The sequence below is a fragment of the Clostridium sp. CX1 genome, assembly GCF_025398335.1.
Classification (GTDB): domain Bacteria; phylum Bacillota; class Clostridia; order Clostridiales; family Clostridiaceae; genus Clostridium_AM; species Clostridium_AM tanneri.
Map to the genome: position 1 here is coordinate 12,983 of NZ_JAODOO010000021.1, position 17,489 is coordinate 30,471.

Below are 17,489 nucleotides of genomic sequence, written 5' to 3' on the forward strand. Positions count from 1 at the left end.
TCTTCAATTTAATACTTTACTTTATACTGCCTGCCATACTTGATTGTTCCATTAGGTTTCTTAGTTCTTTAATATGTCCTTGAGTTGTGGTAACATCTTGCTGTAAAAGCGATTTCAATCTTTCGTCAGTGACTAATGCTGACATTGTAGTTGACTTTGTTAGGCAGACATTCTTAAAAGTTAACAATTCATGCAGTTCGAAAGATTCATGTGGTGCAATTCCTTGGTTTTTCAAAATACCACCTCCTTTTTATACACTTATATTGTTCGTAAAGGGAAATAAAAAATACCACGTACCGAAACATAATTTTTAGTATATCTATTGAAGCGTATTATTCTGTGAAACAATTCCATTACCGGTTTTCCCGTTAGAGTAATCTACTAGAAAGTTCATGCTCAAGATCGTTTCTAAGATAGTCTCTCATAGAATATCTTCCTTCTGGCTCATGCTTTATGTAGGATAATTCATGCTGAGCAACAGGGTGTGCAGTTGGGATGCCTCCAAGCCTTGCTACACGTTCTCCAATCTCATCTATATGCTTTGTGGTTTGCTCTATATGTTCTTGAAGAAGCTCATGAATACTTGCAAAGGACTCTGAACCTTCTGAGAGCCAATGATGTAAACTTTATATTCATTTTTTAATATTAGACTATTCAGTATGTTTGGCAGTGATTAAATTGGTTATCATCAGCTCCAGCCTCTTCTGTCTCTTTAGTTGTAAACTAAATGGTAGTAATAAATATTAAATAAATTACTGAAAATAATAGTAAAGATACCTGCACAGGTTTTAGGAATAATTTAAGGAGGAATGGTATATGGAGAAAGTTCTATTAGACACAGTAATAAGAGGCTTTGGAGTTTATATTTTAGCATTATTTTTAACTAGGCTCATGGGCAGAAAGCTTATATCTCAAATGACATTTTTTGATTTTGTTATAGGGGTTTCAATGGGATCAATGATTACCAATGTAGTTGTTGGACAACAGTTTACCGCCACATCCGCTGTAACTGCTTTTATCCTTTTTACTGCTTTGACAATTTTAGCGGAATATTTACATATTAAGAGTTTTAAGATAAGGAAGGTAGTAAATTCAGAACCAGTTACTTTAGTGCAAAATGGAACTATTGTAGAAAAAAATATGAAGAATATTAGAATGACAATTAATGAGCTGATGATGAAACTAAGGGAAAAAAATGCTTTTAGCTTGGCTGATGTAGAATTTGCTATAATGGAAACAGACGGAGAGTTATCTGTATTGCCAAAGGCAGAGAAACAGCCGCTTACCCCTTATCACATGAAGATTCAAACAGCAAAATCAGGTCTTACAAGGGACATAATAATAGATGGAAATTTAATAGAGGAGAATTTAGCAAGTACAGGACTAGATAAGAAGTGGTTAAAATCTCAACTTAATAGCCAAAATATTAAAGATATTTCTGAAGTATTTTATGCAGGACTAGATAACAGGAAAAAGCTACATATATCAAAGAAAAATATAAATAATAGTGAGGGCCATGGTAAGTACGGCATTGAATAGTAAAAGCAATTATTTAGTATTAAACTTGGTAGACTATGTTAAAAGGGAATGTTGAAATTTTATATATGAGTAGTAAAATAATTATAAGGAAAGATGAAGAGTTAGTGAGGAGGGCTACATAAGAGTTAAGAAGTATTTTTATGCTAAGAATAGGGGGATGGTATAGGCTTCATGAAACTAAGATTAAAATTTTATAGTATGATAACAATAGGTTATTTAGATAACAGTATGTTCTAGGTGTAAAAGGTTTACATTTTATATCTAGTAGAAAGGATATATATGAATATCACTATTAAACTAGGACAAGCAAATGATATTGATGAATTAGAACAGCTTTATAATGATTTGAATGACTACTTGGCGAAGGGAGTAAACTATCCTGGATGGCTAAAGGGGATATACCCTGTTAGGCAGAATGCAATTGATGGAATAGATCATGGAAATCTTTATGTAGCAAGGCACCATGGAAAAATTATTGGTTCAGTTATTCTAAGTCATGTACCTGAACCTGCATATTATAAAGCTAAATGGGAATTTGAGTCTGACTATTCAGATGTTTTAGTTATATATACATTTGTTATACACCCAGATTTTTTAAGATGTGGTGTAGGCAGTGCTATAATAGATTTTTCAATTGAATTAGCTATTAAGTCACATATCAGGTCAATTCGTCTGGACGTATATGAAGGAAACATACCTGCCATAAGGTTATACGAAAAAAGTGGTTTTAAGTATATCGACACTGTTGACTTGGGCCTTGGAAACTACGGCTTGGATTGGTTTAGACTATATGAAAAAGTATTATAAATAAAAACCAATAACTTATTAAATACCGTATTATTCAGAGAGATGGATTTTTCCGTATTTTTACGTTGAAAGGAATTCTAGAGGTTCTTTCAACAATTTTATAGTATCAACACTATTCCTAAACAGAACCTACTATTAGAAGGAGATGTCGAAAATTGATATATTATTAAGGATATGCTATAATCAATAAATGTATACGATTTCAAGTTGGCATTATCACAAATGTTAATTTTTTGATTTCAGATATTTGAAAACTATCAGCATCTCAATGAGAGCAGTTGTTTTCCTATTTAAAAGAAATGTTTGTATTAAATTGATAAATTGGTTAAGTAAACAAAAAGTCGAGAAATTTTCACTTGTCAAGGGAAAAGTATGAACATATTGTTGCGCTGAAATTGTAGAAATTAATAGTCAAAGGAGAGTAAAAAATGAACAAGGATTTATTTCACTCACTAGAAGGTAAAAATATCTATTTTAAAGCATTAAGCACAAATGATGCTCAAGCTATACATGATTATGCGTCAGATAAGGACGTTAAACGCTTTATTGGATGGAACTTAATGAAGAGCTTAAATGAAACTACTGAGTTCGTTGAATTAATGATAAACCGTGAGTCAGCAGGTACTCATTTATACGCTTCCGTTGCTTTAAAATCAACTGAAGAAGTTATAGGAACAGTTATGATTTTCAATTTTGATAAACAAGCGAATCAAGCTGAAGTTGGCTATGTTTTTCATAAAGATCATTGGGGCAAGGGGTATGGATCAGAGAGTCTTGCTTTGGTAACTGATTTCGCATTTGAATCACTTAACCTTCACAAACTTCATGCTAGTGTAACGGATGCTAATATTGGCTCTGCTCGTATACTAGAAAAGAACGGGTATAAGTTAGAGGGAAGATTAAAAGACCACTATTTTATAGAAGATAAATATTACGATTCATTACTTTTTGGCAAAATTCAAGCTAAATAAAAACAATTTATAAAAACACTGTAGTATTCAAATTTGAATTTTACAGTGTTTTTTCCGCCGCATTTCAAAGATTATGTTTACTTATTATAAAACTACAGTAGTTGGATATTAGTTATATAATGCGAATTAACCATATAAATAAATTAGAATTATGAGTGTTGAACCATATCGCAAATAAAGGATATAAAGTTAAAGTATGCAAGAATAGGAGCAAAAGTGCTTTAGCAAGAAGTTAACAACCCCAAAAATAACATTTTAGATTACAATGTAAAAGAGGTTTCCTATGAGTTTGTAATAGATATACTGTCAAGTTTCAGTAAGATGCTATCAGAATTGTCTACAAGGGAACAACAAAAGAGACTACTACACATGCTAATTTCAAAAACAACTATAAACAAAACTATATATACAATCAATAGAGATTAATATCAATGATAACTTAATAATGCACCTAAGTAAGGGAGGAGAGTCAAGTTTAGGTGGAACTGGCAGATGTTCGCCTTCTTATTTTGTTTATATTAAGAAAGTTGATGACAAATCCTATAAATATAAAAATTTGTATATAATTAATGAAAGAAATATTATAAATATAAAATAAATATTGACACTTTGAAACCTAATTGTTACACTATAAACAGTTAGAATTCTAAGCAAGTTTTAGGAGGAATTTGAATGACTAATTCTAGATACTCTATACAAACACCATATTCACAATTAATAAGAAGTATTGCGATAAAAATGAAACTCAGTTCTGATGAAAAAGTAAAAAAGTTAGGATTAAATTCTCAACAAGGACGAATGATAGGTTATATTTATGAACATCAAGACAGTGGTATTATTCAAAAAGATTTGGCACGAGCATTTCAACGTACAGAAGCAAGCATTACAAGTATGCTTCAAGGGTTAGAGAAAAAAGGATATATAGAAAGAAGAATTCCTAAAGAGAATGAGAGACAAAAATATATATATGTATTGCCTAAAGGTGCTGAATTAATAGAAGATTTTAATAAATCAGTGGTTGAGGCAGAGGAAAATATTATTGCAAGCTTGACGGAACAAGAAAAAGAGACGTTGTTAGCTTTGCTATTGAAAGTAGATAGAAATTTATAAGTTATTAATATAATAACTTATACCTAAAAACTTAGAACTCTAAGAATATGAATTCTAAGAATGCTTATTGTGGAGGATGAAATTATGAAACAAAAATTGTCAAACGAATATTATTTAGAATATGCACCAATTACTAAGGCAATTGCACATTTATCTATTCCTATGATGATTGGTATGTCAGTAGGTACAATATATAACGTTATTAATGCTTTTTTTATTGGACTATTAAACAATACAGATATGCTAACTGCTATTACTTTAGGACTACCAATCTTCACTATATTGATGGCTTTTGGAAATATGTTAGGAGCTGGAGGCGGAACATTTATAACTCGTCTTGTTGCAAAACAAAATATAGAGAAAGCTAAGAAGATAGCAGGATATACTTTTTATAGTAGTATTATCATAGGAATTTTGCTTGGAATAATCTTAACAATAGCACTTACTCCTATTGTTAAGATTATGGGGGCAGATACTTCTGCTATTATTAATTATACAAAAAATTATTCTTTAACTATGTTTATTGGTGGCTTTGCAATTGTAATGAACTTTGCATTGGAGCAAGTTGTGAGAGCAGAAGGAGCATCAAAAGAATCAATGTTCGGAATGGTTGTAAGTACAATTTTTAGTCTTATCTTTGACCCATTATTTATACTATTATTTAAATTTAATGTTGTAGGGGTAGCATTATCAATGATTTTAGCTAATATAGCTTCATCTATTTACTATGTTTACTACTTGGAAACAAAAAGTGAAAATTTAAAAGGATTTATTAAGAATTTTAATATTTCTCTTAAAGATAAAATAGAGATATATAAAATTGGGGTTTCTGAACTGTTCCTAGCTGGTTTTCTAATTATTACAACTCTTCTTTTGAATAATTATTCAATTAGATATGGAGAAAGTGTAGTAGCTAGTTTTGGGATTGCTTTGAGAATTGTACAAGTACCAGAATTTCTTGCAATGGGGCTTGCGCTAGGAATTATTCCTTTAATTGCATATAATTTTTCTAATGAAAACTTTAAGAGATTAAAAGACAGTATAAAACAATCAGCTTTATGGATTTTGGGATTATCAGGCGGGGTTGTTACTTTAGTTTATATTTTTAGAAATGTAATTATTCATCTGTTTTCCAATGATGCAGCAGTATTAAGTGTTGGGGGTTATATCATGGCTGCCATGCTTATTTCCGCATTTTTCAATGGATTTACAACATTATTTATAGGAATTTTTCAAGCATCAGGTCAAGGAACACCATCAACAATTATGGCAATTACACAAGGAATTCTGTTTATTCCTGTCATAATAGTATTGAATAATTTCTTTGGATTGCACGGTGTTATATGGTCTATGACCATTACAGAACTAATTACCTTTTTAACTGGAGTAATACTATATATTATTTTTAATAATAAACTAAAGAAGAATCAAGTAGTAGCAAACTAGCATCAATAAATATTGTATCTATATAACTATTTAGTTTTAATAAAGTGTGAGTATAATAAGCAAGGAAGTAAGATGGCTTATCACTTGCTACTGATATGGTAAAAACAAAGATTTTACTTATTAATCATGGAACTACCATAGCTGAATATCGTAATTAAATACGAACTAACTATAAAACATAAAGGGGGTAATTTTTAAGTGGCGTATTATCAGGCAAGATTGATAGTAAAATTTTAAAATAAGTCAAGTTCAATCTATTTATATAAGTTATTGGACAAAAATGCTAAATATTATTATGATATTAGTATAGAAGATACATTAATGTACTAACTATATTTCTAAGGCTCCTTGGTCAAGAGGTTAAGACGCCACCCTCTCACGGTGGAACCAGGGGTTCGATTCCCCTAGGAGTCACCAAAAAGCCACAACCATTGATATTAGTTGGTTGTGGCTTTTTTAATCTTGTCAATTTTTTATTTTTTATTAAGATACTTTCTCTTTGCATCCTCTACTGGACAAGTATCAAATTCTTTATCTGTTCTTTTTAGGCATTTCGTATAAATGCAATCTTTACAATTCAATATTTAAGACCCCCTTCATTGAGCCTTTGTTATATAAATTTATCTCCAAAAGCTAATAAAAAAATATTCTATTTATGAAATATTACAGGTTTTTTTCTTTTTGGTGGTGATAGTTTAGTTTTCATGTAACCCATACTCATAGGGCAAACTAATTCATATTTATCTGGAATATTATATTTTTCTTTAAATTCTTTTGTGTTTAAGGTATGCTCGGCAAATCCAATCCAACAGGTTCCAATTTCCATACTATGAGCAGCTAACATGATATTGCTTGCTGCAAGACTACAATCGTAAATATACCAATGAGATTCTGTATTACCGTAAACAAGTAACAAGGTATTTGCATTATTAAAAATACTATATTCAGGGCTTTTTAACCAGCTCTCATATTGATTTAAATAAGGGTATTTTTCAAGGTTATCTAGTAAATATTTCTTTGATAGTTCTGATAAAGAATCTATTTCATTCTTATCTCTGATAATTACAAATCCCCAAGGTTCCATTCCTGAGCCTGTCGACGCTTTTGTGCCAAGTTCAATTAGGTTTGTTAACACTTCTTCTGATATAATTTCATTAGTATACGCTCTAACACTTCTTTTACTATTGATACATTCTAAGATATCCATTCCTATTCCCCCTTTAGTATATATTAAAGTTTTCTTTGAAACTCGCCTCATTTTTCATAGTTTCGATTATGTACATCAGAAACTTGTTTCAAGTTTAATATCTCTATAATTAATTATGAACCTAAAATAGGATAAGTAAATAATTATACGAAAGGATTTACAAATTTTTCAAAATTTAAAAATACTAAAAACTAAAGCTCTAAGAAGCAGTCCAATTAAAAAAGATAGAAACTACATTCAAGGATTTTTTAAAATGATAGCAAATTAGCAATGATTTGTAGTTTGCTTTAAAAATAATGCCGTATGGGTAGATTTTCATTTAGTAGAGTTATAAGGTTTAATAATACATTAAGTAAAATATATAATAAAATTGAGTTTTACTAAATATGTGGAAGGTTATATAATTTACTTAACAAGAAGCTCATACTGAATTAAGAAATAAAAAAATAGGTTCAATCATTGCAGCAAAGTTTACACCATTTATACACCATAGTTACATTTAAATGTAGAAAGATATATATTTTTACAGCTAGGAAACCTAGGCATAATCTCATTTGTAGAACATTATAGGAATTAATCTTGTTTGGGTTTGGAATCAGGGGTTCGGTTCTCCTATGATCCATTTTATGATTAGACATATTAACTTAGTGCGATGTGTAAGGAGCTGATATTTTGAATTATGATAAGTTGAAAGCTTTGTCCCAGGAAGATAGGGAAATATATTTAAGGGAGAAATTAGGTTCAGAAAAGTGCAAAATTCTAGATAAGTATAACCTACGTTCTAATTCTCGATTTTATTGGGAAAGGCATCATGACAAATATCCGGTTCAAGAGTATTTTAGTAATAGATTTGCAATGAAATCTACACCGTTAGGAATTATTTTTCATATAAATCATTTATGTTTTGCAAAAGTTAAGTATTTTGAAGATCATTGGAATGAATATATTCCATGTAGATATGATTGCAAGAAGGGAATTATAGAAACGGAGCTTTATGATATGGAACTTATAAAACAAAAAAGTACGGATATTGTAATAGATTTAAGACAACTAGCAAGAATTCATTGGTTAAAGGATTTTAAAGAACTTTGTGCATATTTAGAGAAGATGCAGGAAAATCAACTGAAGGCTATTTAAAGTTTTAATATGAAAAATTATTTAAATATTGTTATTTTTAAGACGCACACCGCAATTGGTGTGCGGTTATTTTCCTTATAATTAGCCTCTGGTAAAAGTATTATACTGATTTTAAGGCAGAGTCTTTTAATAAATCTAAAGTAACTTTCTAAAAGGCTTGGTTGTAATTTATAAGTTCTACCCTTGTTGAAATTCCGTGGAGTGCAAATAAATGTATAGGTTCACTTACAGTTGTGCAACAATCCGATAGTATCTTTACACGATATTTTTCTGCTGTTTTAGAAATAGCTGTATGGGTAACACAATTTTGTGTCATCATTCCACATATGAAAAGTTCTTCTACTCCAAGTTCTGATAAGACTTTCTCCAAAGTTGTATTATAAAAACTATCTGCAAATGTTTTGGTAACTATCTTTGCATTTGGAGAAGCTTTTAATATTCTTGGGTGAATCTCTGCTCCTTCTGTGCCTTCGTTAAAAAATGATGAGTTGCTATTTCCAATATGTTGAATTAAAATTACAGGGATATTATTTGCATTTGCTTTTTCAATAGCTTTTTCAATGTTATTTAAGGTGTTTTCGGAATTCCATAGAGGAAATTTTCCCTTTTCAAAGTAATCATTTTGTAAATCAATAACTAAAAGTCCTTTTTTCATTAATAAGCCTCCTATATTTTACATTCATCTTATACTTTTATAAACATGTCATTTCATCTAAATCGCTGACCTGTATTATATTAATCATAGCATGAAGTATTTTATTCTGAAATTACCCACTTTTTTGTGTGTATTATATAAAAACATTGATACTTCATTCAGCATCAATGTTTTTATTTTGATCATTCAAATAATCTTGTCCTATTTCCTGCATAATTTCTAAGGCCTTTATAATTTTTTTTCCTCTGTCTGCTGTCAGGAAGTACTCCACTTTAAGAGGATACCCCTCATACTGTATTTTATCTACTAGCCCAAATTCTCGCAACTCATTTAGTTGTTGTAACAACATCTTCTGACTGATTCCCTTTATATCCTTTTCTAACCGAGATAGTGATGACTTTCCGTAATATTTTAATTGATAAAGAATAACCGTTTTCCATTTACCTTTTAAAATATCATGTGTAATTTCTAATGGACAAGTATATTCTTTACGAAGCTTCATTTTAATTCTCCTTACCAAGTTAATTCTAATTCTTACATTTGTGTTCATAGAGTAATTCTATAGTATTTAAAATAATCCTTCAATAAGTAGATAAATAACATTGTTTTAACTCAAAATAGTTAAATAAAAAGGATTTACACTTAGTACAGAAATAACCACATGAAATCTTATAACTATGATACAATTATCATTAGTTAAGTGAAAATAGTAAAATGTTGTAAATTACATAGGAGGGGAGCAATATCCTTGAATAAGCAAATTCCACTTAATAGCTTTTTTATAATATTCTGTTTAGCTGTAGTCTTAGTTGTTTTTTGTATATGGGAAAACAACTACGTTGTTATAACAAATTACACATACGTAAATTCAAAAATACCAGAAGAATTTAATAACTATAAAATTCTTCACATTTCAGATTTGCATAATAAAAATTATCATGGCAGATTATTAAATAAAATAAGAAAGATTAATCCTGATGTTATCGTAATTACTGGAGACCTTATTGACAGACGGAGGACTAAAATTGATGTAGCAGTAGAACTAGCAGAGCAGGTAGTTAGAATAGCACCAACATACTATGTTTCAGGAAATCACGAACAGCTGTCAGGAGAATATTCTGTGCTAAAGAAAAGGCTTAAACAGGCTAATATACATATAATTGATAATTCCTATGCTCTATTAAACAAAGGGGAAATTGGAATTGGGCTTCTAGGTATAGCTGACCCCACAATACAGCAAAGTGAGAGGGACTACCTTTTTCAAGATAACAGTAAATATATGAAAAGGGCCATTGAAGAAGTTTCTAAAGGTGTAAATACAAGCTTTAATATTTTATTATCTCATAGACCAGAGCAGTTTCAGTCATATAAGGACATGAGAGTTGATTTAGTTTTCAGCGGTCATGCTCATGGAGGGCAAGTTAGACTTCCCTTTCTTGGAGGGTTGTATGCACCAAATCAAGGAATGCTTCCTAAGTATACAGAAGGAATATATAAAAAAGGAGCAACATCAATGGTTGTAAGCAGAGGACTGGGAAATAGCAGTTTCCCTTTGCGGGTTTTTAATCAGCCAGAGTTAGTAGTTGTTACCTTGGAAAAAGAGAGTAATAGCCAATGAAAGGTAAGAACAACAAACCCTATTTGGCAATATATTGCCTCCTATCAGTATAGTAGTATAGTGTAAAATAGTATGTGTAAGCTCTCAAACTATTTTACGCTATATTTAGCTCTGTATTCGGAAGGTGTGCAATTCATATATTTTTTAAATACTTTCCCAAAGTAACTTATTCCATTAAAGCCTACATCAAAAGCAATGATAGAAATAGACTTTTTACTTTTCAAAAGTAATTCTGATGCCCTTAAAGTTCTATATTCCATTAAATATTCAAAAGGTGTCACTCTTAAAATTCTTTTAAAACTACGGCAGCATTCACTTTTACTTATGTTTGCTATCATTGCAATATTATTTAAGGAAACATCCTCTGCATAATGTTCATGTATATACTGTAATGCCAGCTTTACACGTTCTTCATCGTGAGAGACTGCTGATACAGAATCCTTAATTTCTTCTTTTAATTCTCTAATTATATTTAACCAAAGACTGCCTAAATAATTTCTTATTTCTAGTTCATATCCATAGGGTTTTTCATTCCACAAGGAGAATACTTTTCTTATATACTTCAATATGTTTTTCTGCCATTGAACATCGGGCTTTAAACAAATAAATTTTAAATTACTGGTTTCAAGGATTGGATTCAAATATTTTTTTTCAATAAGTGAATGCTTATTACCCCCAATTAAAGTAGAGTCAAGGTCAATAGAAAACATCATGCAATTACTATTTTTATAGGGCTTAATCTGATGAAGTACATTTGAATTTACCATAATTCCTTCTCCAGCTTCTAAGGTGATTTTTTGATTTTCAATGAAAAAGGTTACCTTATCATAAAGACAATATGAAAACTGCAGTTCCTTATGCCAATGCCATCTTATATATCCATCTTTAAACAGATTGAATTTATCTGTATAAATTGCCATTGGAAAGTCATAGGAGCCATGTTTTGTTGTCTCCTGTAGATTGTCATCTACTTCTATTTTTGATACCTGCATTTTTATCACCTCGCTAATATAGTTTTAATTTTTGATAATATATTAATTGTTATATATTGAAAATAATAATAAAATTATTACAGATTTATATGAATAAATCAATATATTTGCAATGAACTTATAACCTGTTCGAAATAATTGCAGAGAAAGTGAGTGAAAGTTTAGTGAGGTTTCAACCGAGAATGAAAGGAATACTGCTTGTAATCATAGGTGCAATGTTATGGGGAGTATCAGGCACTGTTGCACAATACTTGTTCCAGGAGAAAGGGTTTACTGCAGAATGGCTTGTTGTGATTCGTCTATTAGCATCGGGGCTAATTTTGCTATTATATGCTTTTATGAAAGGTAACCAAGATATATGGACAATCTGGAGGTCTAAGCATACTATATTGAGTCTAATTTTGTTTAGTATTATAGGTATGGTAGGTGTGCAGTATACTTATTTTGCTGCTATTAAATATGGAAATGCGGCTACAGCCACAATACTTCAATATTTGTCACCGGTAGTAGTTACTTGTTATTTAGCTATTTATACTAAAAAAATGCCAAGTTTACAAGAAATCATAGCTGTTACCTTAGCAATGTTAGGTACATTTTTTATAATTACAAAAGGTAATATTCATAGTATAGCTATTTCTAAATTAGCATTATTCTGGGGGATTAGTTCTGCTTTTGCAGCAGCTTTCTACACATTGCAGCCTCGCTCTCTTCTTGCTAAATGGGGTTCTACTGTTGTAGTTGGATGGGGAATGCTCGTTGGTGGAATAGCCTTTAGTTTTATTCATCAGCCTTGGGATCTTACAGGCCAATGGAATATTACTTCAATATTTGCTGTTATATTTGTAGTATTATTTGGAACTCTTATTGCTTTCTATTGTTATTTAGAAAGTTTAAAATATATTGAGCCAACAGAAGCAAGTGTATTATCCTCTGTGGAACCGCTATCTGCAGCCTTGTTATCCGTGTTATGTTTAAATGTTTCTTTGGGTATGCTTCAGTGGCTAGGAACAGTATGTATTATACTTACAGTTGCAATTTTGTCTCATGAAAAAAATAAGGAAAGTATAGTTGAAGCATAAAAGTAGTTTAGAGCATTTTTAAGAGCTAGTAGTTTTCAAAAAAGGCAAATTAAGGGAGGTCAAATGGCTTCCCTTAAAAATTTATATATTTTCAACACTGTTCTAAAACATAACCTGAAAATTATAAAAGCATATAAATCACTAAATATATCTTATTTTTAGATATCTCTAATGCATATTCATCATTTCATGATCAATAGAAAGGTTTTTTTCAATCATTACTTGCGTAGCATAGGTAATGTGGGATATATCACCAAGAACGAAGGCATGCGTAAATGGAGGAGGAGACATGTCTTTAGAAAATTTAAATTTATAGAGAGCGGCTCTGCATAAAGCAGAACTGTTCTTTTTTATTGCAAGCAGAATAAATCAATAAATATATTGCGTAAAATAATAAGAATTTATTGATAAACGATAAAAACCATGTTATTCTATCTATAGAAATTAAAAGTGAGGTGTTTTTTATGAAAGGATATTCAACAATTTTCTTAAAGATAGCTGTTATTCTTATTGGAATTCCAGTTCTTGCTCTGTGTATATTTTGGGTGCCTGGATTTGTAGGTTATCTCCATTTTGCTATTTTAATTGGTGTATACGCAACGGCGATAACATTTTTCTTTGCTCTGTATCAGGCTTTAAAACTTTTAAGATATATTGACAAGAATAAAGCTTTCTCGGAGTTATCTGTAAAGGCTTTAAAGAATATAAAATACTGTGCAAACACAATCAGTGTTATATATGCAGGAATAGTACCATTCCTATATCCTGTAGCGGAGGCAGATGATGCCCCAGGTCTCATAGCATTCCCAATTATCATTATTTTTGCGTCAACTATTGTTGCAGTCTTTGCTGCTGTTCTTCAAAAGCTTTTAAAAGAAGCCATAGACATAAAATCGGAAAATGATTTAACAGTGTAAGGCTGAACACCTATTAATTGTTCAGGGCAGAATTAGGAATACAGGAGACGTGAAGATTGATAATATTCACGCACAGGATGAGGAATACAGGAGGGTATAACATGGCAATTATAATTAATATTGATGTGATGCTGGCTAAAAGGAAAATGAGTGTAACAGAACTTACAGAGAAGGTTGGAATAACCATGGCAAACCTCTCTATACTAAAGAACGGAAAGGCAAAAGCTATTAGATTTTCAACTTTAGAGGCAATATGTAAAGCTTTGGACTGCCAACCAGGTGATATTTTAGAATATAGAAATGATGCATAAGTGAGAAGTTTAATACTGCAGGTAGATTAGTTAAATATTAAAAAAAGTTTATTTGATGAGGTAATGTATGAGGATTAAATTAATTCAACCGAAAATGCTGCCAAGACCTATGGATACAAAGTTAAAAACGAGAATGTCTCCTTCTTTAGCATTACTTACAATAGCAAATCTTACGCCGAAGGAGCATGAAGTTATTATTGAGAATGAAAATGTTGAGAAGATAGATTTTGATGAGCCTGTAGATTTGGTAGCAATAACCGTCACTGTAGATGTTATGAACAGAGCGGTGGAAATATCAAATGAGTTCAAAAAACGCAACGTTACAGTAGTTGCAGGAGGTATACATATAACAGCAGATCCAGATGGTGCGCTTAATAGTTTTGACGCAATATCTGTGGGAATGGCTGAGAGAGTTTGGGAAAAAATCCTTAGGGATAAAGAAAATAATTCACTTAAGAAGATGTATTATGATATGGAGAATATTTCTGGAAAAGAAATAGTATCACCTAATTATTCAATTATTGATACTAAAAAGTATTTATATACTAATATAATTAGTACAAGTAGGGGATGTCCTTTTGAATGTGATTTTTGCTATAATAGCTGCAAAAATGTACTTAAAACCTATATTAATAGACCTATAGCCGACGTAATTAAAGATATAAATGCATTAAAAACAAGGCATATAATGTTTATTGATGATAATTTTATTGGAAATCCTAAATGGACAAAAAAGTTATTAGAGGAAATAAAGCCTCTTAAACTTAAGTGGAACGCAGCGGTTACTTCTAATATAGTGGACATGCCTGAATTATTAGATGAAATGAAGGAGTCTGGCTGTCAAAGTCTATTTATAGGTTTTGAAAGTATAAATAGTAAGTCAATAGATAGTGTTCACAAGGTGCAAAACAGTGTGAAGAGATATGAGAAGCTTGTAGATGAAATTCACAAAAGGGGAATAATGATAAATGCAAGTTTTGTTTTCGGATTAGATGAAGATGATGTCTCTGTGTTTAAAAATACATTAGAATGGATAGTTAGAAATAAGATAGAAACGGTAACCTCACATATCCTCACCCCATATCCTGGTACAAAGTTATACTCAGCATTAATAGAGGAAAATAGAATTGTAGATTTTAATTTGTCAAATTATAATACTGCCCATGTGGTATATAAACCTAAGAATATGACAGCAGAAGAATTATATAATGGCTACTTATGGATATATAAAGAAGTGTATACGTTTAAAAATATATTAAAAAGGCTGCCAAAATCTAAAAAGCAATGGATTCCATTTTTAGCGTTTAATTTATTTTATAGGAAATTTGGAAAGCTGACAGAATTATTGTGCAATATAGTTTCTTTTAAAAACATAGGAAGATTTTTTAGATGGTTAGCTTATTGTATAAAGTAGGTGTGGGAATTTAAGACTAAGTAAGAAATAGGGGGATATATTTAGTGAAAAGGTTTTTTGCAGTTATGACTACGATGTCAGTAACTATGCAGACTATAGGCTTATACTTATTTTTTTATAATAAACTTTCAGGTTATTCTTCTAATTTAGTAGATGTAGTTTGGATAGGTTTAGCTTTGGCAGGTACTCTATTCGGGATTTTATTTTTTAAAATAAACAAGGAAATAGAGAAACCAAAGAATACAATTACTATTGTTTCAGTACTTGGTGTAATAGTGTTTTGGCTTATGCTTTTTGGTCATTGGATTTTTGTGCTTCTTTTAATAGTTTTTGCATTTAGCTTACATTTTTATATGTACAGGGATAATAAATTTACTATAATACCTGTAATATCATTTATAATGGGTATTTATTCTATAGGATTATACTTGTTAATGAGAGGCATTACGTCAATGTAAGATATTATAAATTAGTATATTAATAAAGAAAGGGATAGAATAATGGTTTCTTTAACGGTATCAGTAGTTTTTATTTTTTGTGGGTTTATTCTGATGAAGTTTCCACCTGAAAGAATTAATGGAGTTTGCGGCTATAGAACGCCTTTTGCAATGAAGAATCAGGAGACTTGGGATTCAGCGCAGCAGTATGGTGGCTTCAGCATGATAATATTTGGAATCATCAATGGGTTTTTTGGTGCATGGTCATATCTTAAGCCCATGAATGTGAATAACCAAAACGCACAGTTGCTATTCTTAGTAATAGGCTCTGTACTTATGATAGTTATTGATGAAGTGCATTTAAGGAAATTATTTAACAGGGATGGGACTAGAAAAGAGAGATTATGATAGAAAAATATATTTAGTTTGTAAATCCCTATCTAACGTAACAACTTAAAAAAACAATAATTTAAATGGGAACCGCACTATTCATGAACTGAATTTTGCGGTATTTTTACGTTATATTTCAAATATTATGTCTACTTACTATAAAACTGCAGTGGTTGGGCATTGGTAATTTATTATGACATACAACAGTATGAGATTGTTTTTGGCAAAGACCATTTGTCTGTTATTGTAGACATATATGCTAATAACTCTGACAGGATTTGTAGTTAAGCCCTGCCAAAAATACTGGAAATAATCTTATTGCAATTCTTGGGAATTTTACTTTGCAACAAACAATGAGATCAAGGAAACATAAAACAATAGACATTTGTTATAAGTATAAATTATAATTGTCTATATAAACCAAATATAGAATGTATTGTACATTTTAACATAAGAAAGGGGCTCGGGTTTTTATGAGAAAGCTTATTATGCATGCATAGCAAAGGCTATTGCATATAGAAATATCATTAACATATGTATAAGCCTTTGCTCAGGCCTAAAAGTATATTTATATTTAGGAGGAGCATGTAATGGGCTATGTAAATGCTAGGGATATTTTTCCCAGCGAGGTATTAGAATTAATTCAAAACTATATAGACGGTGAATGTATTTATATACCTAAAAAAGAGGAAAATAAAGTTTCATGGGGTGAACTATCACAGACCAAAAATGAACTTTTCAATAGAAATAGAAGAATATATGAGGATTATTTAAAAGGAATTTCTATAAGTATTCTTTCAGAAAGATACTACTTGTCACCAAAGTCTATACAAAGGATTATTTCAGAAAAAAAGAAGATTAAATAATATAAAATGCGCTACATAATCTGTTATGTTTAGCGCATTTTCATTTATAATAAATGGGTACTTTGAAGAAGCTACAAAAACTTCTGTACTCCCACATAAGAAAATTGCTATATTATCAGGAGTGGGATGGATTGGTAAAAACAATTTATTCATTACTGAAGAATATGGGTGTGCATTATGCATAGGCGCCGTTTTAACAAATGCACCATTACCTATTGAAAATAGTCAGATAATAATACCTAAATGCGCCGGTTGTACTGTTTGTAAAGACATATGCCCTGCGAATGTAATTCATGGCACTACTTGGGAACCAGGTATGAATAGAGATTTAATAGTTGATGTATACCACTGTGAATGCTGCTTAAAATGCTTGGTACATTGTCCATGGACGCAAAAATATATGGAGAGTAATATAAAATTGTAATGTGAATTAATTTACCTTTTTCTTTTTTTTGCCTAACTATAGTAAGTCTAGGATAGTTAGGGATTATGAAAGTAAAGCCAAGTAACTTTTGAAAATGAAAATACAAACAATGTTCTTTGAAAATTGAATAATGCGGTATAAAAATCAGAAGGAGTTTACGTTTATTACA

At 30.6% G+C, this 17,489-nt stretch carries 20 protein-coding genes, 1 tRNA gene and 1 pseudogene; 16 read left to right on the forward strand and 6 right to left on the reverse strand.

Annotation, left to right across the window (positions count from 1 at the left end):
- Positions 1–16: 16 nt before the first annotated feature.
- Positions 17–235 (reverse strand): spore coat protein, encoded by a 219-nt coding sequence (locus N4T77_RS17880; RefSeq protein ID WP_261673222.1) that lies wholly within the window; start codon positions 233–235, stop codon positions 17–19.
- Positions 236–368: 133 nt separating this feature from the next.
- A pseudogene (locus N4T77_RS17885) lies at positions 369–608 on the reverse strand (ferritin-like domain-containing protein); the annotation flags it as partial.
- Between the two features lie 208 nt (positions 609–816).
- Here N4T77_RS17885 and N4T77_RS17890 point away from each other — a divergent pair.
- The 6 genes from N4T77_RS17890 to N4T77_RS17915 all read left to right on the forward strand — a co-directional run bounded on the left by N4T77_RS17890 (position 817) and on the right by N4T77_RS17915 (position 6,290).
- Entirely contained in the window at positions 817–1,539 is a 723-nt protein-coding gene (locus N4T77_RS17890; RefSeq protein ID WP_261673223.1) for a DUF421 domain-containing protein, read from the forward strand.
- 279 nt (positions 1,540–1,818) lie between these two features.
- Entirely contained in the window at positions 1,819–2,346 is a 528-nt protein-coding gene (locus N4T77_RS17895; protein ID WP_261673224.1) for a GNAT family N-acetyltransferase, read from the forward strand.
- A gap of 428 nt (positions 2,347–2,774) precedes the next feature.
- Positions 2,775–3,317 (forward strand): GNAT family N-acetyltransferase, encoded by a 543-nt coding sequence (locus N4T77_RS17900; protein ID WP_261673225.1) that lies wholly within the window; start codon positions 2,775–2,777, stop codon positions 3,315–3,317.
- A 672-nt stretch (positions 3,318–3,989) separates the two neighbouring features.
- Positions 3,990–4,427, forward strand: coding sequence for a MarR family winged helix-turn-helix transcriptional regulator (locus N4T77_RS17905; protein ID WP_261673226.1), 438 nt, complete (start codon positions 3,990–3,992; stop codon positions 4,425–4,427).
- 84 nt (positions 4,428–4,511) lie between these two features.
- Positions 4,512–5,873: an MATE family efflux transporter gene (locus N4T77_RS17910; protein ID WP_261673227.1), complete on the forward strand. Its 1,362-nt coding sequence runs from the start codon at positions 4,512–4,514 to the stop codon at positions 5,871–5,873.
- A gap of 342 nt (positions 5,874–6,215) precedes the next feature.
- Positions 6,216–6,290, forward strand: a tRNA-Glu gene (locus N4T77_RS17915).
- A gap of 232 nt (positions 6,291–6,522) precedes the next feature.
- Here the strand turns inward: N4T77_RS17915 and N4T77_RS17920 are convergent.
- Entirely contained in the window at positions 6,523–7,080 is a 558-nt protein-coding gene (locus tag N4T77_RS17920; RefSeq protein ID WP_261673228.1) for a nitroreductase, read from the reverse strand.
- A 672-nt stretch (positions 7,081–7,752) separates the two neighbouring features.
- Here N4T77_RS17920 and N4T77_RS17925 point away from each other — a divergent pair.
- Positions 7,753–8,217: a hypothetical protein gene (locus tag N4T77_RS17925; RefSeq protein WP_261673229.1), complete on the forward strand. Its 465-nt coding sequence runs from the start codon at positions 7,753–7,755 to the stop codon at positions 8,215–8,217.
- Positions 8,218–8,365: 148 nt separating this feature from the next.
- On the opposite strand, the gene N4T77_RS17930 is transcribed toward N4T77_RS17925, so the two are convergent.
- Positions 8,366–8,872, reverse strand: coding sequence for a cysteine hydrolase family protein (locus N4T77_RS17930; RefSeq protein WP_261673230.1), 507 nt, complete (start codon positions 8,870–8,872; stop codon positions 8,366–8,368).
- Positions 8,873–9,026: 154 nt separating this feature from the next.
- Positions 9,027–9,374 carry a helix-turn-helix domain-containing protein gene (locus N4T77_RS17935; protein WP_261673231.1) on the reverse strand — a complete coding sequence of 116 codons (348 nt, stop codon included), beginning with the start codon at positions 9,372–9,374 and terminating at the stop codon, positions 9,027–9,029.
- A 246-nt stretch (positions 9,375–9,620) separates the two neighbouring features.
- On the opposite strand from N4T77_RS17935, the gene N4T77_RS17940 reads away from it, so the two are divergent.
- On the forward strand, positions 9,621–10,490 hold the full coding sequence (locus N4T77_RS17940) for a metallophosphoesterase (protein ID WP_261673232.1): 870 nt from the start codon (positions 9,621–9,623) through the stop codon (positions 10,488–10,490).
- A gap of 89 nt (positions 10,491–10,579) precedes the next feature.
- On the opposite strand, the gene N4T77_RS17945 is transcribed toward N4T77_RS17940, so the two are convergent.
- The gene (locus tag N4T77_RS17945) at positions 10,580–11,482 is read right to left on the reverse strand and encodes an AraC family transcriptional regulator (protein WP_261673233.1); all 903 of its coding nucleotides are present in this window, start codon (positions 11,480–11,482) and stop codon (positions 10,580–10,582) included.
- 164 nt (positions 11,483–11,646) lie between these two features.
- Here N4T77_RS17945 and N4T77_RS17950 point away from each other — a divergent pair, with 164 nt between their 5' ends.
- The 8 genes from N4T77_RS17950 (at position 11,647) to N4T77_RS17985 (ending at position 17,320) form a co-directional block, all read left to right on the forward strand.
- Positions 11,647–12,561 carry a DMT family transporter gene (locus tag N4T77_RS17950; protein WP_261673259.1) on the forward strand — a complete coding sequence of 305 codons (915 nt, stop codon included), beginning with the start codon at positions 11,647–11,649 and terminating at the stop codon, positions 12,559–12,561.
- A 464-nt stretch (positions 12,562–13,025) separates the two neighbouring features.
- Positions 13,026–13,478, forward strand: coding sequence for a DUF2975 domain-containing protein (locus tag N4T77_RS17955; protein ID WP_261673234.1), 453 nt, complete (start codon positions 13,026–13,028; stop codon positions 13,476–13,478).
- 101 nt (positions 13,479–13,579) lie between these two features.
- Entirely contained in the window at positions 13,580–13,789 is a 210-nt protein-coding gene (locus N4T77_RS17960; RefSeq protein WP_261673235.1) for a helix-turn-helix transcriptional regulator, read from the forward strand.
- A 67-nt stretch (positions 13,790–13,856) separates the two neighbouring features.
- Positions 13,857–15,203: a radical SAM protein gene (locus N4T77_RS17965; protein ID WP_261673236.1), complete on the forward strand. Its 1,347-nt coding sequence runs from the start codon at positions 13,857–13,859 to the stop codon at positions 15,201–15,203.
- Between the two features lie 44 nt (positions 15,204–15,247).
- The gene (locus N4T77_RS17970; protein ID WP_261673237.1) at positions 15,248–15,661 is read left to right on the forward strand and encodes a hypothetical protein; all 414 of its coding nucleotides are present in this window, start codon (positions 15,248–15,250) and stop codon (positions 15,659–15,661) included.
- Positions 15,662–15,754: 93 nt separating this feature from the next.
- Positions 15,755–16,048: an SdpI family protein gene (locus tag N4T77_RS17975; RefSeq protein WP_261673238.1), complete on the forward strand. Its 294-nt coding sequence runs from the start codon at positions 15,755–15,757 to the stop codon at positions 16,046–16,048.
- A 572-nt stretch (positions 16,049–16,620) separates the two neighbouring features.
- The gene (locus N4T77_RS17980; RefSeq protein WP_261673239.1) at positions 16,621–16,896 is read left to right on the forward strand and encodes a CD3324 family protein; all 276 of its coding nucleotides are present in this window, start codon (positions 16,621–16,623) and stop codon (positions 16,894–16,896) included.
- 25 nt (positions 16,897–16,921) lie between these two features.
- Positions 16,922–17,320 (forward strand): ferredoxin family protein, encoded by a 399-nt coding sequence (locus N4T77_RS17985; RefSeq protein WP_261673240.1) that lies wholly within the window; start codon positions 16,922–16,924, stop codon positions 17,318–17,320.
- Positions 17,321–17,489 lie beyond the last annotated feature (169 nt).

Coding starts and splice junctions, on each gene's coding strand:
- N4T77_RS17895 (WP_261673224.1), top strand. CDS start 1,819: ATGAATATCACTATTAAACTAGGACAAGCAAATGATATTGATGAATTA.
- N4T77_RS17985 (WP_261673240.1), top strand. CDS start 16,922: ATGTTTAGCGCATTTTCATTTATAATAAATGGGTACTTTGAAGAAGCT.
- N4T77_RS17905 (WP_261673226.1), top strand. CDS start 3,990: ATGACTAATTCTAGATACTCTATACAAACACCATATTCACAATTAATA.
- N4T77_RS17910 (WP_261673227.1), top strand. CDS start 4,512: ATGAAACAAAAATTGTCAAACGAATATTATTTAGAATATGCACCAATT.
- N4T77_RS17945 (WP_261673233.1), bottom strand. CDS start 11,482: ATGCAGGTATCAAAAATAGAAGTAGATGACAATCTACAGGAGACAACA.
- N4T77_RS17920 (WP_261673228.1), bottom strand. CDS start 7,080: ATGGATATCTTAGAATGTATCAATAGTAAAAGAAGTGTTAGAGCGTAT.
- N4T77_RS17980 (WP_261673239.1), top strand. CDS start 16,621: ATGGGCTATGTAAATGCTAGGGATATTTTTCCCAGCGAGGTATTAGAA.
- N4T77_RS17965 (WP_261673236.1), top strand. CDS start 13,857: ATGAGGATTAAATTAATTCAACCGAAAATGCTGCCAAGACCTATGGAT.
- N4T77_RS17955 (WP_261673234.1), top strand. CDS start 13,026: ATGAAAGGATATTCAACAATTTTCTTAAAGATAGCTGTTATTCTTATT.
- N4T77_RS17900 (WP_261673225.1), top strand. CDS start 2,775: ATGAACAAGGATTTATTTCACTCACTAGAAGGTAAAAATATCTATTTT.
- N4T77_RS17930 (WP_261673230.1), bottom strand. CDS start 8,872: ATGAAAAAAGGACTTTTAGTTATTGATTTACAAAATGATTACTTTGAA.
- N4T77_RS17935 (WP_261673231.1), bottom strand. CDS start 9,374: ATGAAGCTTCGTAAAGAATATACTTGTCCATTAGAAATTACACATGAT.
- N4T77_RS17890 (WP_261673223.1), top strand. CDS start 817: ATGGAGAAAGTTCTATTAGACACAGTAATAAGAGGCTTTGGAGTTTAT.
- N4T77_RS17975 (WP_261673238.1), top strand. CDS start 15,755: ATGAAGTTTCCACCTGAAAGAATTAATGGAGTTTGCGGCTATAGAACG.
- N4T77_RS17960 (WP_261673235.1), top strand. CDS start 13,580: ATGGCAATTATAATTAATATTGATGTGATGCTGGCTAAAAGGAAAATG.